Annotated in this window: 17 protein-coding genes and 1 pseudogene; 6 read left to right on the forward strand and 12 right to left on the reverse strand. The window is 58.3% G+C overall.

The genetic code is table 11. The features are described 5' to 3' along the window. Positions 1-367: 367 nt before the first annotated feature. Positions 368-1492, reverse strand: a complete 1125-nt coding sequence (locus KBY77_RS10740) for a hypothetical protein (protein WP_255104202.1) — start codon at positions 1490-1492, stop codon at positions 368-370. Positions 1493-2097: 605 nt separating this feature from the next. Here KBY77_RS10740 and KBY77_RS10745 point away from each other — a divergent pair. The 5 genes and pseudogenes from KBY77_RS10745 to KBY77_RS10765 all read left to right on the forward strand — a co-directional run. After that, entirely contained in the window at positions 2098-2790 is a 693-nt protein-coding gene (locus tag KBY77_RS10745; protein ID WP_255104204.1) for an IS110 family transposase, read from the forward strand. Positions 2791-2840: 50 nt separating this feature from the next. After that, the gene (locus KBY77_RS10750; RefSeq protein ID WP_255104401.1) at positions 2841-3293 is read left to right on the forward strand and encodes a transposase; all 453 of its coding nucleotides are present in this window, start codon (positions 2841-2843) and stop codon (positions 3291-3293) included. 122 nt (positions 3294-3415) lie between these two features. Continuing rightward, entirely contained in the window at positions 3416-4117 is a 702-nt protein-coding gene (locus tag KBY77_RS10755; RefSeq protein ID WP_255104206.1) for a sulfotransferase, read from the forward strand. A 141-nt stretch (positions 4118-4258) separates the two neighbouring features. Continuing rightward, positions 4259-4564, forward strand: a complete 306-nt coding sequence (locus tag KBY77_RS10760) for a transposase (RefSeq protein WP_255104208.1) — start codon at positions 4259-4261, stop codon at positions 4562-4564. Between the two features lie 38 nt (positions 4565-4602). After that, positions 4603-4746 (forward strand): annotated as a pseudogene (locus KBY77_RS10765) (IS5/IS1182 family transposase); the annotation flags it as partial. 188 nt (positions 4747-4934) lie between these two features. Here the strand turns inward: KBY77_RS10765 and KBY77_RS10770 are convergent. From KBY77_RS10770 to KBY77_RS10810, 9 genes are all read right to left on the reverse strand, one after another. Next, a complete protein-coding gene (locus KBY77_RS10770; protein ID WP_255104210.1) occupies positions 4935-6740 on the reverse strand; it encodes an ABC transporter ATP-binding protein in 1806 nt (601 codons plus the stop codon). Positions 6741-6745: 5 nt separating this feature from the next. Continuing rightward, positions 6746-7963 carry an ABC transporter permease gene (locus tag KBY77_RS10775; protein ID WP_255104212.1) on the reverse strand — a complete coding sequence of 406 codons (1218 nt, stop codon included), beginning with the start codon at positions 7961-7963 and terminating at the stop codon, positions 6746-6748. A 4-nt stretch (positions 7964-7967) separates the two neighbouring features. Continuing rightward, positions 7968-8960 carry an efflux RND transporter periplasmic adaptor subunit gene (locus KBY77_RS10780; RefSeq protein WP_255104214.1) on the reverse strand — a complete coding sequence of 331 codons (993 nt, stop codon included), beginning with the start codon at positions 8958-8960 and terminating at the stop codon, positions 7968-7970. 215 nt (positions 8961-9175) lie between these two features. Further along, positions 9176-10210, reverse strand: a complete 1035-nt coding sequence (gene galE, locus KBY77_RS10785; RefSeq protein ID WP_255104216.1) for a UDP-glucose 4-epimerase GalE — start codon at positions 10208-10210, stop codon at positions 9176-9178. Then, positions 10207-11157 carry a UDP-glucuronic acid decarboxylase family protein gene (locus KBY77_RS10790; RefSeq protein ID WP_255104218.1) on the reverse strand — a complete coding sequence of 317 codons (951 nt, stop codon included), beginning with the start codon at positions 11155-11157 and terminating at the stop codon, positions 10207-10209. The genes galE and KBY77_RS10790 overlap by 4 nt, the downstream gene beginning before the upstream one ends. 3 nt (positions 11158-11160) lie before the next feature. Next, positions 11161-12576 carry a nucleotide sugar dehydrogenase gene (locus tag KBY77_RS10795; RefSeq protein WP_255104229.1) on the reverse strand — a complete coding sequence of 472 codons (1416 nt, stop codon included), beginning with the start codon at positions 12574-12576 and terminating at the stop codon, positions 11161-11163. Between the two features lie 105 nt (positions 12577-12681). Then, positions 12682-13950, reverse strand: coding sequence for a histidine--tRNA ligase (gene hisS, locus KBY77_RS10800; protein WP_255104403.1), 1269 nt, complete (start codon positions 13948-13950; stop codon positions 12682-12684). A 50-nt stretch (positions 13951-14000) separates the two neighbouring features. Continuing rightward, the gene (locus tag KBY77_RS10805) at positions 14001-14657 is read right to left on the reverse strand and encodes a 7-carboxy-7-deazaguanine synthase QueE (RefSeq protein ID WP_255104404.1); all 657 of its coding nucleotides are present in this window, start codon (positions 14655-14657) and stop codon (positions 14001-14003) included. 14 nt (positions 14658-14671) lie between these two features. Continuing rightward, positions 14672-14854, reverse strand: coding sequence for a hypothetical protein (locus KBY77_RS10810; protein ID WP_255104231.1), 183 nt, complete (start codon positions 14852-14854; stop codon positions 14672-14674). Between the two features lie 441 nt (positions 14855-15295). On the opposite strand from KBY77_RS10810, the gene KBY77_RS10815 reads away from it, so the two are divergent. After that, entirely contained in the window at positions 15296-15586 is a 291-nt protein-coding gene (locus KBY77_RS10815) for a hypothetical protein (protein WP_255104233.1), read from the forward strand. On the opposite strand, the gene KBY77_RS10820 is transcribed toward KBY77_RS10815, so the two are convergent. Then, the gene (locus KBY77_RS10820; RefSeq protein ID WP_255104235.1) at positions 15579-15767 is read right to left on the reverse strand and encodes a hypothetical protein; all 189 of its coding nucleotides are present in this window, start codon (positions 15765-15767) and stop codon (positions 15579-15581) included. The two genes, KBY77_RS10815 and KBY77_RS10820, sit on opposite strands and share 8 nt — an antisense overlap. Beyond that, the gene (locus tag KBY77_RS10825) at positions 15748-16047 is read right to left on the reverse strand and encodes a hypothetical protein (RefSeq protein ID WP_255104237.1); all 300 of its coding nucleotides are present in this window, start codon (positions 16045-16047) and stop codon (positions 15748-15750) included. The genes KBY77_RS10820 and KBY77_RS10825 overlap by 20 nt, the downstream gene beginning before the upstream one ends. Between the last annotated feature and the right edge of the window lie 149 nt (positions 16048-16196).

Here is a 16196-nt window from a genome sequence, read left to right on the forward strand (position 1 = left end):
GATCGCCATGGCATTTGTGGTGATGTGTGCAGAGAAGATTCTGAGGCTTCTCCGCCTCTTTTTTGTCTTTATCTTTGCCTGGTTCTACGCCTGGCAAAGGCCAGGCTGCCTCTACGTGGCTCTCAGGAACATTTGCCTGCTTGAGACAGCCGAATCGCTGGTCGCTAGATAACCGTGCTTGCGAGCTGCCTACGCCCTACTCCTTGGCTGCAATCGAGCCAGCTCGCGATTTGTTTTTTCAGGAGTCCCTACTTAAAGATTGAGCAACTCTTAGAGGCAAACAATAAGAATTCGCAGTTTGCGATGTTCGCCTATCATTTGGCAGCCAGGCAAGAGCTTTCTTACTGTACTATAGAAGAGATCAGGATCAGGATTGCTCGATTATACTAGAAAGAACTTTGCTGGAGTCCAGGTACCTTTCAGCGAAGGCAACTGCCTGCGACGAGCGCTGTTGATAGTTAGATGTGCATGATTGAAGTTGATGGACTGCCTCCTCAGGTGTTGAGAATGTAAGGATTCCATCCCCGAGAGAGATATTAGCTGGAATACCAGTCTTCTCAATGACTACAGGCCGGCCTGCAGCAAGATAGGCTGCTGTTCGATCGCTAAACCAACCTGTTCTAAGTTTTACAAATACTGGTTTTGCACAACCAAATTCTCCGAAGGATTGCTGGATATAGCTCCTGTACATGGTAAGGCTACGCACTCGAGTATGTGGCATAACCACTGACCATCCGAATTTAGAAAGCTCTGCTCTGTCTCTATTGTCAACCTCCTTAGATCCTATGTTTGCGGCAAGTTCAATTGGTATACCAGCTAGAGACGGAGTCTCAATATAGCGCATGTACGCATCTCGCTTGCTAACACTCAGGCTATGGCCACCCCAGTGGAGCTCACCCCAATTCCATTGGGTAATAGAAGTAAAGGCATTCGTAGGATGAACATTTGCTGCATTCCTCCAATAGTTTAAATGAATGGGAGGGAAGAAGGGCTTCCATTCAAAACCTAGATGTGGGACCAGACAGTCCTTGCCTAATATGTTTAGACCAACCGAAAAGTATGTGTCATGGCAAGAGATATTAAGGCCACTTTGGGGCGCTGAAACCTGCAGGTGCCCTGGATCTAAATCCAGCAAGATCTTTCTCTTGAACATTGCCAAGAGCTGTGGGGGCATAGAGGCATGAAAGTTCCAGAGGTAGTCGGCATCTTCAATGAATCTGTCTACTATCTGCTCAGATACATTAGGGAACTCAAGATCGGAGCGGCATGGCCGATGACAGGAGGCTGGATACGTAGCAATGATGATATTCTCATGAAGGTTAAATCGCTTAAATCTCTCGATAAATAAATAGAGCTTTCTTGTGTCACGCTGCTTATCATTACTTCTCCGAAAGAGCTCAAGCCACCTAAAGTCAATGCCCATATCCCTCAAGCCCAATAAATATTGCAGGCACACCGACCAGTGCCCCCCGCCATGGGGATAATGGGCCATAGTGTTGCCTGTTAGGACTATTTTCATAGCAATTTAGAGATGGAGATCACTCGGTGCAGGCCTGGAGTCTATTGTTCACAGTGAAAGTAGTTCAGACAAGATAGACAATGACTTTCAGGGAAGCTGTGACTCCTTGGCTGCCACTCAGGCGGCCTGAATCAAGGATAGAGCGTGGATCGGCGGCACCTATCAGGAAAGTTGCCCGCTCGGGGTGCTGAGTTAAGCACCGTGATTGAGCTTACTGCAGGTTAAGGATCAGGGCCGCTAGGCTCGATCATCGTCGTCATCTCGATACGGGACTGTGGTTGAGGATGGACCTGCCACGGGGGCCTGAAGTGTTGAGGGCCAGGCAGCGACAGGTTGCTGCGGGCGGGGATGGTGTCAAGCGTCTGTGATGATCCAGGGAACCCCAGCAGACCAGGCCTGACTCCTCAAGCGACCGACCCGGTTGCGGCTGTTGTCCTCCGCATGATCTGTCGTCCTGGCCTGATGGGGCCGACCAGCAGGAAAGGTACGTGACCTGATACGAGCCTGGTCGAGAGGCCCCATCACAGTCCTGTCCGTCTTCCCGGCTGATCGCTCCTCCCCACCACCATCACACAGCGATGGCACCATCAACCCTTGCACAATCTGCGATCAGCAGTAACCCCGACGTCGTGATCGGCGTCGACACCCCCAAAGACATTCATGTGGCGGTCGCCCTAGCCCCCAACGGCGGCAGGCTGGGCGAATGTCGGATTCCTACCACCCGGAAGGGGTATGACGAGCTGATCGGCTGGACCGAGCAGTTCGGCTACTCCCCCCTGTTTGCCATGGAAGGCACCGGCTACTTCGGTGCTGGGCTTTGCCGCGAGCTTGTTTACGCTGCCTTCCCAGTCGTGGAGGTCAACCGCCCCGATCGCTCCACGCGTCGCCGACTGGGCAAGGATGACGCCATCGATGCGGAGGCCGCCGCCAGGTCCTGGATCTCCGGTTCTGCGACGGTGATTCCAAAATCGGGGGGCGAGAAGGTGGAGATGATCCGGCTTCTGAAATGCGCCCAGGATTCGGCCACCGAGAGCCGCACCCGAGCGATCAACCAGATCAAGGCGATCCTGGTGACGGCACCGGCTCCGCTGCGTGAACGACTGGAGCCCTTGCGCCGCAGCGCCCTGATCACGGCCTGTGCCGCTCTCCGACCAGGCCCGCTCAACGGCCCGACGGCCGCCCCGCCAAGCGGGCACTCCGCACCCTGGCTCGCCGCATCCAGGCCCTCGAGCAGGAGATCCTTGAGCTTCTGGCCGACCTGGATTCCCTGACCCAGGCCGTGTGCCCTGGCCTGCGTGTCCGACGACAATCTGGTTGAGCGCTGGTCAAGGTTCCCAAGGGCAGTCAGGACATGGTGGCTGCCGCCCTGCGCTCGGTGTTCGTTCAGCCCGAGGCCCAGGCGGTCGAGCAGCAGTGGGAGCAGGTGATCACGATGCTCATCGAGAAGTTCCCGGCGGCCGCTGCCTTGATGGAGCAGGCCAAAGAGGACGTGCTGGCGTTCCGGGCCTACCCGCCGGAGCACTGGCGGAAGATCTGGAACACCAATCCCATGGAGCAGCTCAACAAGGAGATCAAGCGCCGCACCCGCGTCGACGGCATCATCCCCAATGGCGCCGCGATCACCCCCCTGGTGGGAGCGCTGCTGCTGGAGCAGCAGGAGGAATGGCAGCTCGATGGCCGCAGCGTCTTCTCTGAACTCTCGATGACCAAGCTGGACAACACCAGCGATCAGGTCAGAGATCAACCAACAGCTGCACTCGGTGCGGCTGCCTGATCATTGATCTCCGATCAGATCACAGGCCTCGGATTTTAAACCACTCCAAGGGACGCAACCCTGCGATAGCAATCTGGCAGGCTTCTAGAGCTATAATATGTTGAATCGCTAGCGTCTTCGCCATGTTCTCAATTCCTGGCTTGATAATTGGTGGCTCCCCACGCTCAGGGACAAGCCTGCTGATATCAATCCTCTCTTCTCACCCAGGTATTTATTGCATCCCAGAGGAGGCATGGGCCTTCTATCCAACTGATCATAATGATGAGTTTGAGGCATTTGTGAAACGATACCTTGTTCCACGCCTTAACGAGGCAGGCTCCTCCTTAAGTGATTACACGATATGGTGCGAAAAGACCCCGCGCAATGTGCTTGCTTTCCAGAATATAATAAACTTTTTTGGCCCTGAAGTAAGGCTGATCCATCTAGTTCGCGATGGCCGAGATGTTATCACTTCTAGGCATCCACATGACCCATCTAGATACTGGGTCTCAGAGGCTGAGTGGGTGTGGTATGTCACTGAAGGGCTGAAGTTTCGAGCTCATCCGCAGGTCTTTACATTGAAGTATGAGCAACTGGTATCACAGCCAACTTCTACGATGAGCGAGATTCAGGAGTTTCTTGGTCTCAAGGAGGGATTTGAATTGTCTACGTGGCTTGAGCACTCAACAATTCAAGAGCACAGTGCTTGGTATGATGGAGTTCGCCAAATTCATGCAGGATCAATCGGCAAATGGCGAGACCCTGTTCATGCCACTACAATTAAAAAGTTTAATCAGAATGAGCATGCGAGGCTGCTTATGGAAAGCCTGGAATACGAGATATGAATATTTAGCCCTTCTTTGTGGCTTAGTCAGTCTACCCAGCCTTCTCCTCATCGCCTAATTATGGGCACCTCGAAAAATCCTCTCCACTGCCTGACAGCTTGATGAATATGACATAGAATCAGTTCAGTTCAATACAGCTGAATGGGACAGAGTAGGTTCTGGGATGAGGAGAAGCATATCCACAGGCTTCAGCAGAAGAAGCCCACGTTTGCGACCGTATCTGAAGCGATACCCTGGGAGACATTCCTGCCACTGCTGGAGCAGGGTTACAGCCATGAACGCAAGAGCAATGCCAGCAGAAAGCAGATCGATCCGCTCATCCTCTTCAAGATGCTAGTGCTGCAACAGCTGTTCAACCTCAGCGATGACGAGCTGGAATTCCAAGTCAACGACAGGCGCTCGTTTGATTGCTTCCAGACATACCAGAAGGCAGGCTTCTGGATGTGATTGAGACTGCTAAAGCCAACTTCCTCACCAAAGTGTAGCATCCATTTCGGATCATCAAATGTCAGTTTGGCTTTCGCAAGGTCTTCTACCGAGGCATCCGCAAGAACGACCTCAAGCTGAAGCTGCTCTTTGCCTTAGCAAACCTCTGGATGGTACGGGAACGGATACCTGATCCAGCGTAGTGCAAGAGTTCAGCATGTCTTAAAGCCGACAATCATCTAGGCACCCAGGCAAAAAGCATGGTGGAAGCTGCATGAATGCCACTGCCAGGACTAATGTGGGTGAATGGGGACAAATTCTGCTTAATATCGTATCATTGACAAGAAGGAGACTAGGTTTTTATGATTAAGGTGACTTGATCAGAGCTTCCTTAAAGCTTGGTAACACTTGAATGCTTAAGAGCGCTGTAGTGCCCATTTAGCCGGGATAGTTCAGAAGGCGTTCCTACCTCTTGAACTCTACCCTTCTGTAAGACTACGATTCGGTCCGCACAATCAGCAATCGCAAGTCGATGTGTCACAAGGATTGTAGTCCGCCCTCGCGCCAAACGCACCAGCGCTTTTGAAATCCTAGCTTCCGTCGTATGATCAAGTGAAGACGTTGGCTCATCCAAAAGAAGGATAGGTGAATCCTTAAGGAATGCCCTTGCAATCGCAATGCGTTGCCGCTGACCTCCACTCAACCTAACTCCACCGTCTCCAACTATTGTGCTGTATCCGTCGGGAAAATTGCAAATAAAGGTATGAGCATCGGCCTGCTGAGCAGCTTTGACAATCTCTACATCAGACGCCCCCGGCTTCCCGTATACAATATTTTCTGCTATAGAGCCAGTAAATAAAATTGAGTCTTGCATGACAATAGAAATGAACGATCTCATGCTTGTACTATTAAAGTTGGTTATATCTTTTCCATCTATAAATATTCTGCCAAAAGTAGGGGCATAGAATCCTAGCAACAAGTTTAGGAGAGTACTTTTTCCCTGGCCAGATGGGCCTACAATTGCAACTAACTCACCAGGGCTCACATTAAGAGAAAAGTCAAACAAGACTTGGGGTCCCTTTTGATAAGAAAAGGAGACATTATCAAGAAGAATTTCAGCGCGTGAAATTGGCATGACAGGCTTCGCTGATGCTAGCTTCCCTTCTTGCTCGTAGCTGTCAAGAATCTGGAAACTTCGTTGCAAGCCTGCCTGCGCACCAGCCATGGTTGAGACTACGCCACTAAGTGATTCAATCGGCCTGTAGAGCTGGGCAAGATAGTTAGCAAAAACAAGAACACTACCAAGAGTCAGAGTTTGAGCCAGAACCTGAAGTGATCCTGCAAGATAAAGAAGCGCTGTACCTAGAGACATAACAGTACTTACAACAAAAGTCGACTTCATCTGAGTCTTGGTGAGTAGAAAGTTGGACCTAAGGCTTTCTTTGGCAGAACCCAGAAATCGTTCGACTTCATCGGACTCTCTAGAGTGAGCCCTAACATGCCTTACCGAAGAGAGGACTTCTTGCGCAACTCTCTGCAGAGAGCTTTCTGTTTCTGACCTCCTCTTGTGATAAGCAGAAATACTCTTTCGATAGTATTGGAGAGCACAGTAGACGGGTGGGATGACAAGGCAGGATACAAGCGTTAGAGGTGGATTAAGCTGAATCATAATAACGAGTGCACCGATTAGCGTCATGCCTGACCGCACAATCGGCAGAACTACACCACTATAGAGAGTCTGTATCGCTTGAGTGTCGTAAGCGACTCGATAAGTCAGATCAGCGGTGGGGACAGAATCATGATACCTCAGCGGGATATATTGAAGTGATTCGTAAAGCTCAGTACGCAATCTCAAGACTGCTCGCAAACCAACATTGTTTGATATTTTTCCTGATAAGTATCCAAGAAGACCTGAACAAAAACTCAAAACAGCCATTGCTGCACAAAGCAGGGCTATCTGCCCAACTTGCGGAAGCCATCCAAGCCAACTATCAACCAGTTGTCGCCAGAGTAGCGTGTCGGAGACTCCTGTATCTTGAAGAATACCATCTACAATTAGCTTAAGGGGCCAGGGTGTTACCAATGCAAAAAGTATTCCCGTAAACTCTAACGCTAGAACAGTAAAACATGAGAAAAGGTCAGGCCGATAATATACATAACATTTTCGAAGAAAAGCTGAAGGGAAAGACGCTCTCATTGAACCTATGCAGCACGAAGTGCAACAATTGGATCGAGTCTTGAAGCTCGCAATGCAGGGGATACACCCGAGATGACACCAATAGAAGTTGATAGCAGTACAGACACTAGGATTGCCCAATAAGAAACAATAAAGGGAAGTGGGGTGACGATTGCTACAAGCACGACACCACCTACACCAACCACGAGTCCAATCAAGCCCCCAGCAGCAGAAAGGAGGGTGGACTCAATCAGAAAGTTCACCAGAATCGACCTGTTCGACGCTCCAATAGCCTTGCGCAAGCCGATCTCCCTGGTGCGCTCGCTCACCGTGACTAGCATCACATTCATGATGCCGATACCGCCAATGATCAAAGAAATACCGGCGAGCACAGCCAGGAAAATGGTGAGCGTGGAGCTCACCTGGGCAATCAGATCCTTATAGGGGATATTCGGGGCAACGGCGAAGTCGCGAACCCCGCGCCTGGCGGCCAGGAGGTTGGTGGCTTGAAAGATGGCATCATTCACTTGCTGCTTGCTGGCAGCGGCGATCTCGATGTAATCCACGGGAATTCCGATCCCAGCCACAGTTCCCCTCAGAAAGAGCGAGAACGTGGAGAGAGGCACATAGACAAACTCATCCGGGCTGGTCTTGTCTAGGCTTCCCTTGGATCGCATCACGCCGATCACACGAAAGGACATGTTCTTGATGGTCATCGTCTCACCAACAGGCTTTCCATCGGGGAAGAAGCGCTTGGCGATGCTGCTCCCCAGGACAGCAACACGTGCCGTTTGTGCCACTTCTTCCTGCGAAAAGAAGCGACCCTGAGCAACGGCCTCATTCTTGACGCCTAGATAAGCCGCTGTGGTTCCCGTTACCCACAGGAACTGGCTTTGCTCACGGACGCGACCCAGGAAAGTGGCCCCCACCACGGGAGCCACGGAGCGAATGGCGGGCGTCCCCGCCCCGAGGGCCAGGGCATCACCCAGATACAACTTCGGCTCCCGGGTGATCTTCTGCCCCGGCTCGTTGGCAGTGGCATAGGCAATCAGACGATTCGGGCCATGGAACGCCTCGAGCCGCTGCACCGTGTACACCTTCGCCGCTTCACCGAGGGAGGCCATGGCCACGAAGCTGGCATTGCCGATGATCACACCCAGCATCGTGAGGCAGCTGCGCAGTGGATGGGCCACGAGCGACTGGGCCGCCGATTGAAACGTATCCCGCAGACTGAGCATTGTCATGGGATCACTTAGGCCGCACGTAGCCGGGGATCTGCACATCAGCAGGAGGGGCCGAGAGCAGAACCCTCTCGCCCTGTTGAAGGCCCTGGATCACCTGAACCTGCTCACCACTGACCCGGCCCACCGTGACCGGCACGAACTCAATCCCACCGCCTGGCCGTAGGCGAAGCACTCCCTTGGTGTTTTTCTCTCCGGTGGTGAGGGCTGCCAGTGGAACCACCAAGGCACCACGGATCGGTTCGGCCAGGAAGCGCACCTGCACGTTCATCGCGGGCTTGAGCTTCCTCAGACCGGTCTCGATCTCCACAGCCACCGGAAAGGAATTGACCTCATTCTCAGTCACGGCTCGCGGTGACACCATCTTCACCAGACCCTGGAACACGTCTTTGGGGAAAGCATCCGTGGTGACCTCAACCCGTTGACCCGGAACGATTTCGGTAAGGCTGGCTTCGGGGATCTTGCCCACCACCTCAAGACCGCTGGAGAGTTCGGCAATCGAGGTGGAGGTGGCACCATCCTGCTCGGAAGCGGAGGTGGTGGGGGTAACGAATTGGCCTTCCTGCGCGAACTGCCGCGTGATGATGCCGGAGAAGGGCGCATACACTCTGCTGTTGCTGAGTTCCGCCTGCACTTCCTGGAGCTGATACTTCGCTTCCTGCACCTTGATCGAGGCCTGCCGCTCCTCGTTGCGGAGTTCCTCCATCAGTTCCAGGGAGATGGCTCCGCTGGCCAGAAGCGTTTCATGCCGCCTGCGCCGTGATTCGTTGGCATTGAGAGTGGCCCTTGCAGCTTCCAGCTGGGACTTCACCTGATTCGCCTTGGCTGCGAGCTGCTCGCTCTCCATCTCCGCGATCAGTTGCCCCCTGGACACCCGATCTCCCTCCCGCACGTACAGGCGGGCGATGCGGCTGGCGACATTGGGACTGAGATTCACCTTGCGCACAGCCGTCACCACACCGCTCGCTTCGGTCGAAGCGCCAAGGTCTGCGGTGGTCACGGCCACCGTCTGCAGGTTCTCAAGTGCAAGCCGAGCTTCCTCTGGCTGCCTGAAGGCTCTGTCGTAGGTGGTCCAGCCCGCCAAGCCAGCACCAACGACGAGTGCGGCCACAAGCGCCGTCTTCCAGGCCGACCGAGCTGGTTTTCGAGCTGGGATTGGTGGCGCCATGGGTTTGACCGGCATCGGCTGGGCTTCGGGAAAGCCTGATCGAGTTGTCATCGTGCCGAAGACTGCGCCCCATGCTGTTGCCAGGACCAGGCCTGCTCGATGATCGTGGCCAGATCCGGGAACTCAGGCGTCCAGCCGAGCTCCAGCCGTGCCTGGTCAGCACTGGCCACCAGGACTGGAGGGTCCCCTTCCCTGCGTGGTGCGATCCGCACCTGCAACTCCCGTTGCGTCACGTGCCGAGCTGCCTCCAGCACCTCCTGCACCGAATAGCCCGTACCGTTGCCCAGGTTGTAAACGTGCTGCCCGCCCCTGGCCAGAAGCTGCTTGAGCCCCAGCACATGGGCATCCGCCAGATCGCACACATGGATGTAATCCCGGATGCAGGTGCCATCCGGTGTGGGGTAGTCGTCGCCATACACCTCAACGCCTGAACGCCGCCCCGCCATCGCCTCGAGCACCAGCGGAATCAGGTGGGTTTCCGGGGTATGGTCCTCGCCCAGATCTCCGGCGGGATCGGCACCGGCGGCGTTGAAGTAGCGGAAGATCACGCTCGGCAGGCCATAGGCGGCGCCGAAGTCGGTGAGGAGTTGCTCCACCATCCACTTGCTGCGGCCATAGGGGTTGATCGGCCGCTGGGGAGTGTCCTCGCTGATCGGAACCGTGTCGGGAATGCCGTAGGTGGCACAGGTGGAAGAGAACACGATCGGGATCGCGGGCCCTGTTCCCGCCCGCACCGGCTCCACCAGAGCTTCCAGCAACGTGAGGGAATCGGCCAGATTGTTGCGGTAGTACTTGGCGGGGTCCTGTACGGATTCGCCCACGTAGGCATAGGCGGCAAAGTGCAGCACAGCCTGAACCGGTTCACCGTCGCAGGCGGGGTGTTCGCCACTCAGCACTTGATCCAGCAGGGACTGGTCACCCACCTGCCCCACCACCAGGGGTACGCCGAGCACCTCCTCCACGATCCGACGGTGTCCGTACACGAGGTTGTCGAGCACCACCGGCTTGAAGCCAGCCTTCTGGAGGGCCCGAACGGTGTGGCTGCCGATGTAGCCGGCACCACCGGTTACGAGCAGGGTCATCGGGCCTGCTCCAGGCAGGAGCGGAAGTAGTCGATCGTGGGACCCAGCCCCTCCTCCAGCGACACCTTGGGCTCCCAGCCCAGCTCCTGCCTGGCCAGGTCGATCACCGGCTGGCGTTGCAGCGGGTCATCCTGCGGCAGCGGCAGGTAGGTGAGGGGCAGATCAGGATTGATCCGCGCCAGCACCAGCTCCGCCAGTTGCTTGATCGTGAACTCCCCGGGATTGCCGATGTTGATCGGGCCGGTGTGGTTGCCGTTCATCAGCCGGATCAGGCCCTCCACCAGATCATCCACATAACAGAAGCTGCGGGTCTGGCTGCCGTCGCCATAGAGCGTGAGCGGTTCCCCGCGCAGCGCCTGCACGATGAAGTTGCTCACCACCCGCCCGTCGTCCGGGAACATGCGCGGGCCGTAGGTGTTGAAGATGCGCACCACGCGGATCTCTGTTCCATGCATGCGCATGTAATCGAAGCAGAGGGCTTCAGCGATGCGCTTGCCCTCGTCGTAACAGGAACGGATGCCGATCGGATTGACACTGCCGCGATAGCTTTCCGGCTGGGGATGCACCTCCGGATCGCCGTACACCTCGCTCGTGCTGGCGAGAAGAAGCCTGGCGCCGACGCGCGTCGCCAGGCCCAGCATGTTGTAGGTGCCAAGGAAACTGGTCTTGGCGGTCTTGATCGGATTTGACTGGTAATGCCTGGGTGAAGCAGGGCAGGCCAGATGCCAGATGCGATCCACTTCCAGCCTGATCGGCTCGGTCACGTCGTGCCGGATCAGCTCGAAGCGGGGATGGCCAATCCAGCGCTCAACGTTGGCCTTGCTGCCTGTGTAGTAGTTATCGAGGCAGATCACCTCCTCACCGGCTTCCATCAACCGGTCCACCAGGTTGGAGCCCACAAAGCCGGCGCCGCCGGTGACGAGATTTCGCATGATTGGAGCGCTCATCGCTCAGCCTTCTCCGATACGCCAGACCCTAAGCCCAGCCGCCCGGGCTGCTGTGGCGTCGGTGATGGCACGCACATCGAACAGCCAGGCTGGCCGTCGCATGCGGGAGGCAATCACCGCCCAATTGATATCACGAAAACTCGCCCATTCGGTCAGAACAATCACAGCATCGGCTCCCTCCACGGCCTCCAGATCCGACGCCGACGACTCCCAGCTGCCGTCACCTCCCAGGTCGTCTGCTGAGGCCGATGCCGCACAGCCCAGGTCCCGGGCAATCTGGCTGGGATCCACCTTCGGGTCATGGATGGCCAGATGAGCACCCTCCTCCAGCAGGTCGCGGCAGATGCCGATGGCTGGCGATTCCCGTGTGTCGTTGGTGTCGGCCTTGAAGGCAAAACCCAGCACCGCCAGTCGCTTGCCACTCACAGTGCCGAACAGCTTGCTCACCACCAGCCTGGCGATGCGCTGCTGCTGCCAGCTGTTGAGATCCACCACCTGCTCCCAGTAATGGGCCGCCTCCTCCAGGCCGTAATGGCGGCACAGATAGACCAGGTTGAGGATGTCCTTGCGGAAGCAACTGCCCCCGAAGCCCGGACCGGCGGAGAGGAATTTCGGCCCAAGTCGCGAATCGGCCCCGATGGCGCGGGCCACCTCCTTCACATCCGCACCCGTGGCCTCGCAGAGGGCGCCGATGGCATTGATCGAGGAGATGCGCTGGGCCAGGAAGGCATTGGCCGTGAGCTTGGAGAGCTCGCTGCTCCAGAGGTTGGTGCGCAGGATCCGCTGCGGACTGACCCAGTGCTGGTAAATCTCCGCCAGGGCTTCGATCGCCTGCGGGTCCTCACCGCCGATCAGCACCCGATCGGGATCCTCCAGATCGGGGATGGCAGTGCCCTCTGCCAGGAACTCGGGGTTGGAGAGCACTGAGAAGCTTTTGGCTTCGCCGTTGCCCATCGACTGCGAGGCCGAGAGGATCTCCTTGATCGCTTCTGCGGTGCGCACCGGCAGGGTGCTCTTCTCCACCACGATCGTGTGGCCCTTGGCCTGGGCCGCCACCGTGCGCGCCGAGGCCTCGATCCAGCGCAGATCGGAAGCCTGCCCGGCCCCCAGACCCCGGGTCTTGGTGGGTGTGTTCACCGAGAGGAACACCATGTCGGCGTCTGCGATCGCCCCTTCCACTTCGGTGGTGAAATGAAGGTTGCGGCCCCGGCAGCGACCCACCACTTCCGCCAGGCCAGGCTCATACACCGGCAGCCGGCTCAGGTCGTCATCGTTCCAGGCCGCAATCCGCTCGGCGTTGAGATCCACCAGGGTGACCTGGATCTGGGGGCAGCGATCGGCGATTACAGCCATGGTTGGCCCGCCCACATAGCCCGCGCCGATGCAGCAGATGCGACGGACTGATGTGACGTCACCCATAGGGGCGTGGCTGGCCAAATGTGACAAGATTTTTCCATGCACCCCTTGGGGACCCCTCAGTTGCAATTCGGACTGACAGGTGTCACAACCCAGCGGGAAAGTGGCTTAAAAGCTGCTTAGAGCACGCTTCAACTGCTCTGAGGAAAGTCGTTGCTCCTCACCGTCACCGCGCAGGTCCTTAAGCAGCACCACCCCCTGCTCGGCCTCACCCTCGCCGATCAGCACGGCCCAGGGGGCGCCACAGCGATCGGCACGCTTGAGCTGTTTGCCGAAGGCCGCGCCGCTGAGATCGAGCTCCACGCTTCGGCCGGCCTGGCGCAACTGGCGGGAGAGCAGCAGCGCCTGGCGCTCGGCCTGCTCGCCGCGGCTGACCAGATAGACGTCTGGAGTCGGTGAGGTGAGGGCCGCTATGTCGGCGGCCTGGGCCTGGGCCAGCAGCAACACCAAGCGCTCCAGGCCGATCGCCCAGCCGATCGCCGCCGTGGGCGATCCGCCCAGCTGCTCGATCAGGCCGTCGTAGCGGCCGCCGCCACAGACGGTGGCCTGGGCGCCGAGCTGGCTGCTGGTGATCTCGAAGGCGGTGTGGGTGTAGTAGTCGAGGCCGCGCACCAGCCTGGGGTTGAGCCGGTAAGGAATCTCCAGAGCGTCGAGGCAGCCGCGCACCGCCTCGAACCGCCCACGGCTGGCCTCGCTCAGGCTGTCGATCAGCAGCGGGGCCTTGGCCAGAACGGCCTGGGTGTCGGGGTTCTTGCTGTCGAGGATGCGCAGGGGATTGGTCGTGATCCGCTCCCTTGAATCGGCATCCAGTTGCTCCTGGTGCTCCTCTAGCCAGCCCACCAGGGTGGTGCGGTAAGCGGCGCGATCGGCGGGATCACCGAGGGAATTGAGCTCCAGAGCCAGCCCACCCACCCCCAGCTCGCTGAGCAGATCCCAGGCGATCGCGATCGCCTCAGCGTCGCTGCGGGGGTCGGCGAAGCCAAGCAGCTCGATCCCCACCTGGTGGAACTGCCGCTGACGGCCTGCCTGGGGACGCTCGTAGCGGAACATCGGCCCCGTGTACCAGAGGCGCTGGGGGCCCTGGCTGAGCAGGCCATGCTGCAGTGCCGCGCGCACCACCGAGGCGGTGCCTTCGGGCCGCAGGGTGCAGCTGCGCTCTCCACGGTCCTGGAAGGTGTACATCTCCTTGCCCACCACATCGGTGGCCTCGCCGATGCCGCGGGCGAACAGCTCGGTGACCTCCAGCAGCGGCGTGCGGATCTCCCGCAGGGCGGCCCGCTCGAACTGGGAGCGGAACGTCGCTTCGATCAGCTGCCACAGGGGCATCTGCTCCGGCAGCAGATCCACCATCCCCCGAAGGCTCTGCAGCTTCTCCACACCCGCGCTTCTCACTGGCTCACAGTTTGCGGGATCGCTGAGGCCGGCCTTCAGCGAACGCCCAGCCACTTGTGGCTCTGCAGGCTGAGGCGCCAGGCCGGATTGCGCCGCACGTGCTGGATCGCCAGTTCCTGCCCCGCCGCGCTCCCCCAGCCAGGCTGCAGCAGCAGCTGGGGGGCCTTGCTCTCCGCCGGGCGGGCAGCAAGGGCTGCGTCAGCCATCGCCTCCGCGAAGGCCAGATCCGCGGACCCGTTCACCACCACCTTGAGTTCGTGGCAGGCGGCCAGCAGCTGGGCGGTGGGCGGCCGGTGGGGCTTGGGCGAAAGGGTGATCCATTCGAAGCGGCCGCTGAGCGGGTCGACGCCGCTGGTTTCCAGGTGCAGGGGGAGCGGCGAGGAGCCAGCGCCGGATCCTTGCCGCAGGGCCGCGCAGAGCGGATCGAGGTTGTGATGCAGGGGTTCACCACCGGTGATCACCACGAAGGCAGCACCCTCGGCTGCCGCCAAGGCGGCGCTCTCCGCCAGATCCTGGAGGTGGCGGTGGGGATGGGCGTCCGCCGGCCAGGAGTGCTTGGTGTCACACCAGCTGCAGCCCACCGAGCAGCCGGCCAGCCGGATGAAGAAGGCGCTGCGGCCAGCGTGAACTCCCTCACCCTGGAGGGAGTGGAAGGTTTCCACCACCGGGAGTCCGGCTGGGGGCACGGCCAGGGCGCAAACGAAACTCAGCCTAGGAAGCTGAGACCGGACGCCCAGCGGAACACCGGCAGACCTGTTCCATCCACTGTCAGCCCATCGCTGTCGGCGGGCGCAGACCCTGATGTGCCGCCATGAAGCCCCTGACGGATGTAATCAGCCACTAACTCGTTGAGCACGAGATGATCCGGCAGATCCGAGATGGTTTTCATCACGCCTCCTTGCTGGTTGCCCAGCTTGCTGAGTAGCCAGCAAGGAAGTAGGCCCTCCGATTAATCGGTTCCACCAAGCGACCATTCGGCCACGTCCCCACCATCCTGGCTCGAAAGTGTTATTGATTATCTGGATCCAACAACCGCAGAAGTCTTGAGGGCACTTCCAGCCTGAGGCGTGATAACAAGCCATGCCCATTCACCTCGAAGAGGGACGCAGTCAACTGGCATCAGAAGATCTGGTTGCCGATTACTTCACCGACTTCAACCTCTGAATGGGTGATCGGTTGGATCCCTCGCCCTGACTCCTGGCGGCGATTGACTCGGCTCTGTGCGGGGTTGGAAGCTGGCGATCGGCAACCCGCCTTGGTTCGGAGACCGCAACTGGGTTCGGCGGTACGAAGATAAAGACAAAGAAAGGGCTGTCCCCAGGAGGTGTTCATGACAATTCCTATCGCAAGGGAACCGGAACGCTGCAGCGTGTTCGCCGAGCCGCTCACGGCCGATGTCCGCTTCGGCGACGATCCCACCGGCCCGCTGGAGCGCGCTGATGTGCTGTCCATCTGTGACGACCACCTTGAGTTGGCCATGCCCACCAACGCCTTCCATCAGCCAGGCGAGACCTGTGAGGTGCGTTTCGAACTCAACGGTGCGCAGAGGGTGCTCGCCTGCACGCTGCTCTGGTTCAGCATGCATGAACTGGTGAGCGTCATGGGCGTCGGCCTCAGCTGATCTGGCTTGCGCCTCCGCTCACATCGGCCTGCAGCAGGAAGCTCTGCTGGGGGGCACGGCAGAACAGGGCCGGAGCCGCGGGTGTGGATCGAACCAGTACCGCTTGGGCGGTGCGATGGGCAGGATGGGCTTCGAAGGCCGCCGCCAACCACACATTCACATCAAGCAGGCAGGCCGGCACGGCAGCGGTCCTCCTGTGCAAGACATTCCTGTTCCTGTCGCAATGCCGTCGCCAGATCGATCCTGGGTTGGTCGCTGACGGGCTTACAGCGGAACATCGGCAGCCCCGCCAGATCAACGCTCACCCTGTCGCTTGCTGCGGATGCAGAGGCTGCCGTGGAGCCATGGAGCCCCTGACGGATGTACTCAGCCACCAGTTCCCTGAGCGTGCGCCCCTGCTGGAGGGCTCGTTGCTTGGCCTGGTACACGAGGTGGTCCGGCAGATCCAGAGTCGTTTTCATTGCCGCAACCCAGCTTCCTGGCAACTAAGTTTAGTGGTTAACCAGCAAGCTGGGTTGCGGAATCGATCCGCAGGAAGTCCGCAACAGGCCAGTCCACTCCACCTGGAGGGCGTCATCGGGAATGGGTAGGCCCTCATTGATGGGCACAG

It is taken from the genome of Synechococcus sp. Cruz-7E5, from assembly GCF_024345995.1.
In the GTDB taxonomy this organism is placed as follows: domain Bacteria; phylum Cyanobacteriota; class Cyanobacteriia; order PCC-6307; family Cyanobiaceae; genus Regnicoccus_A.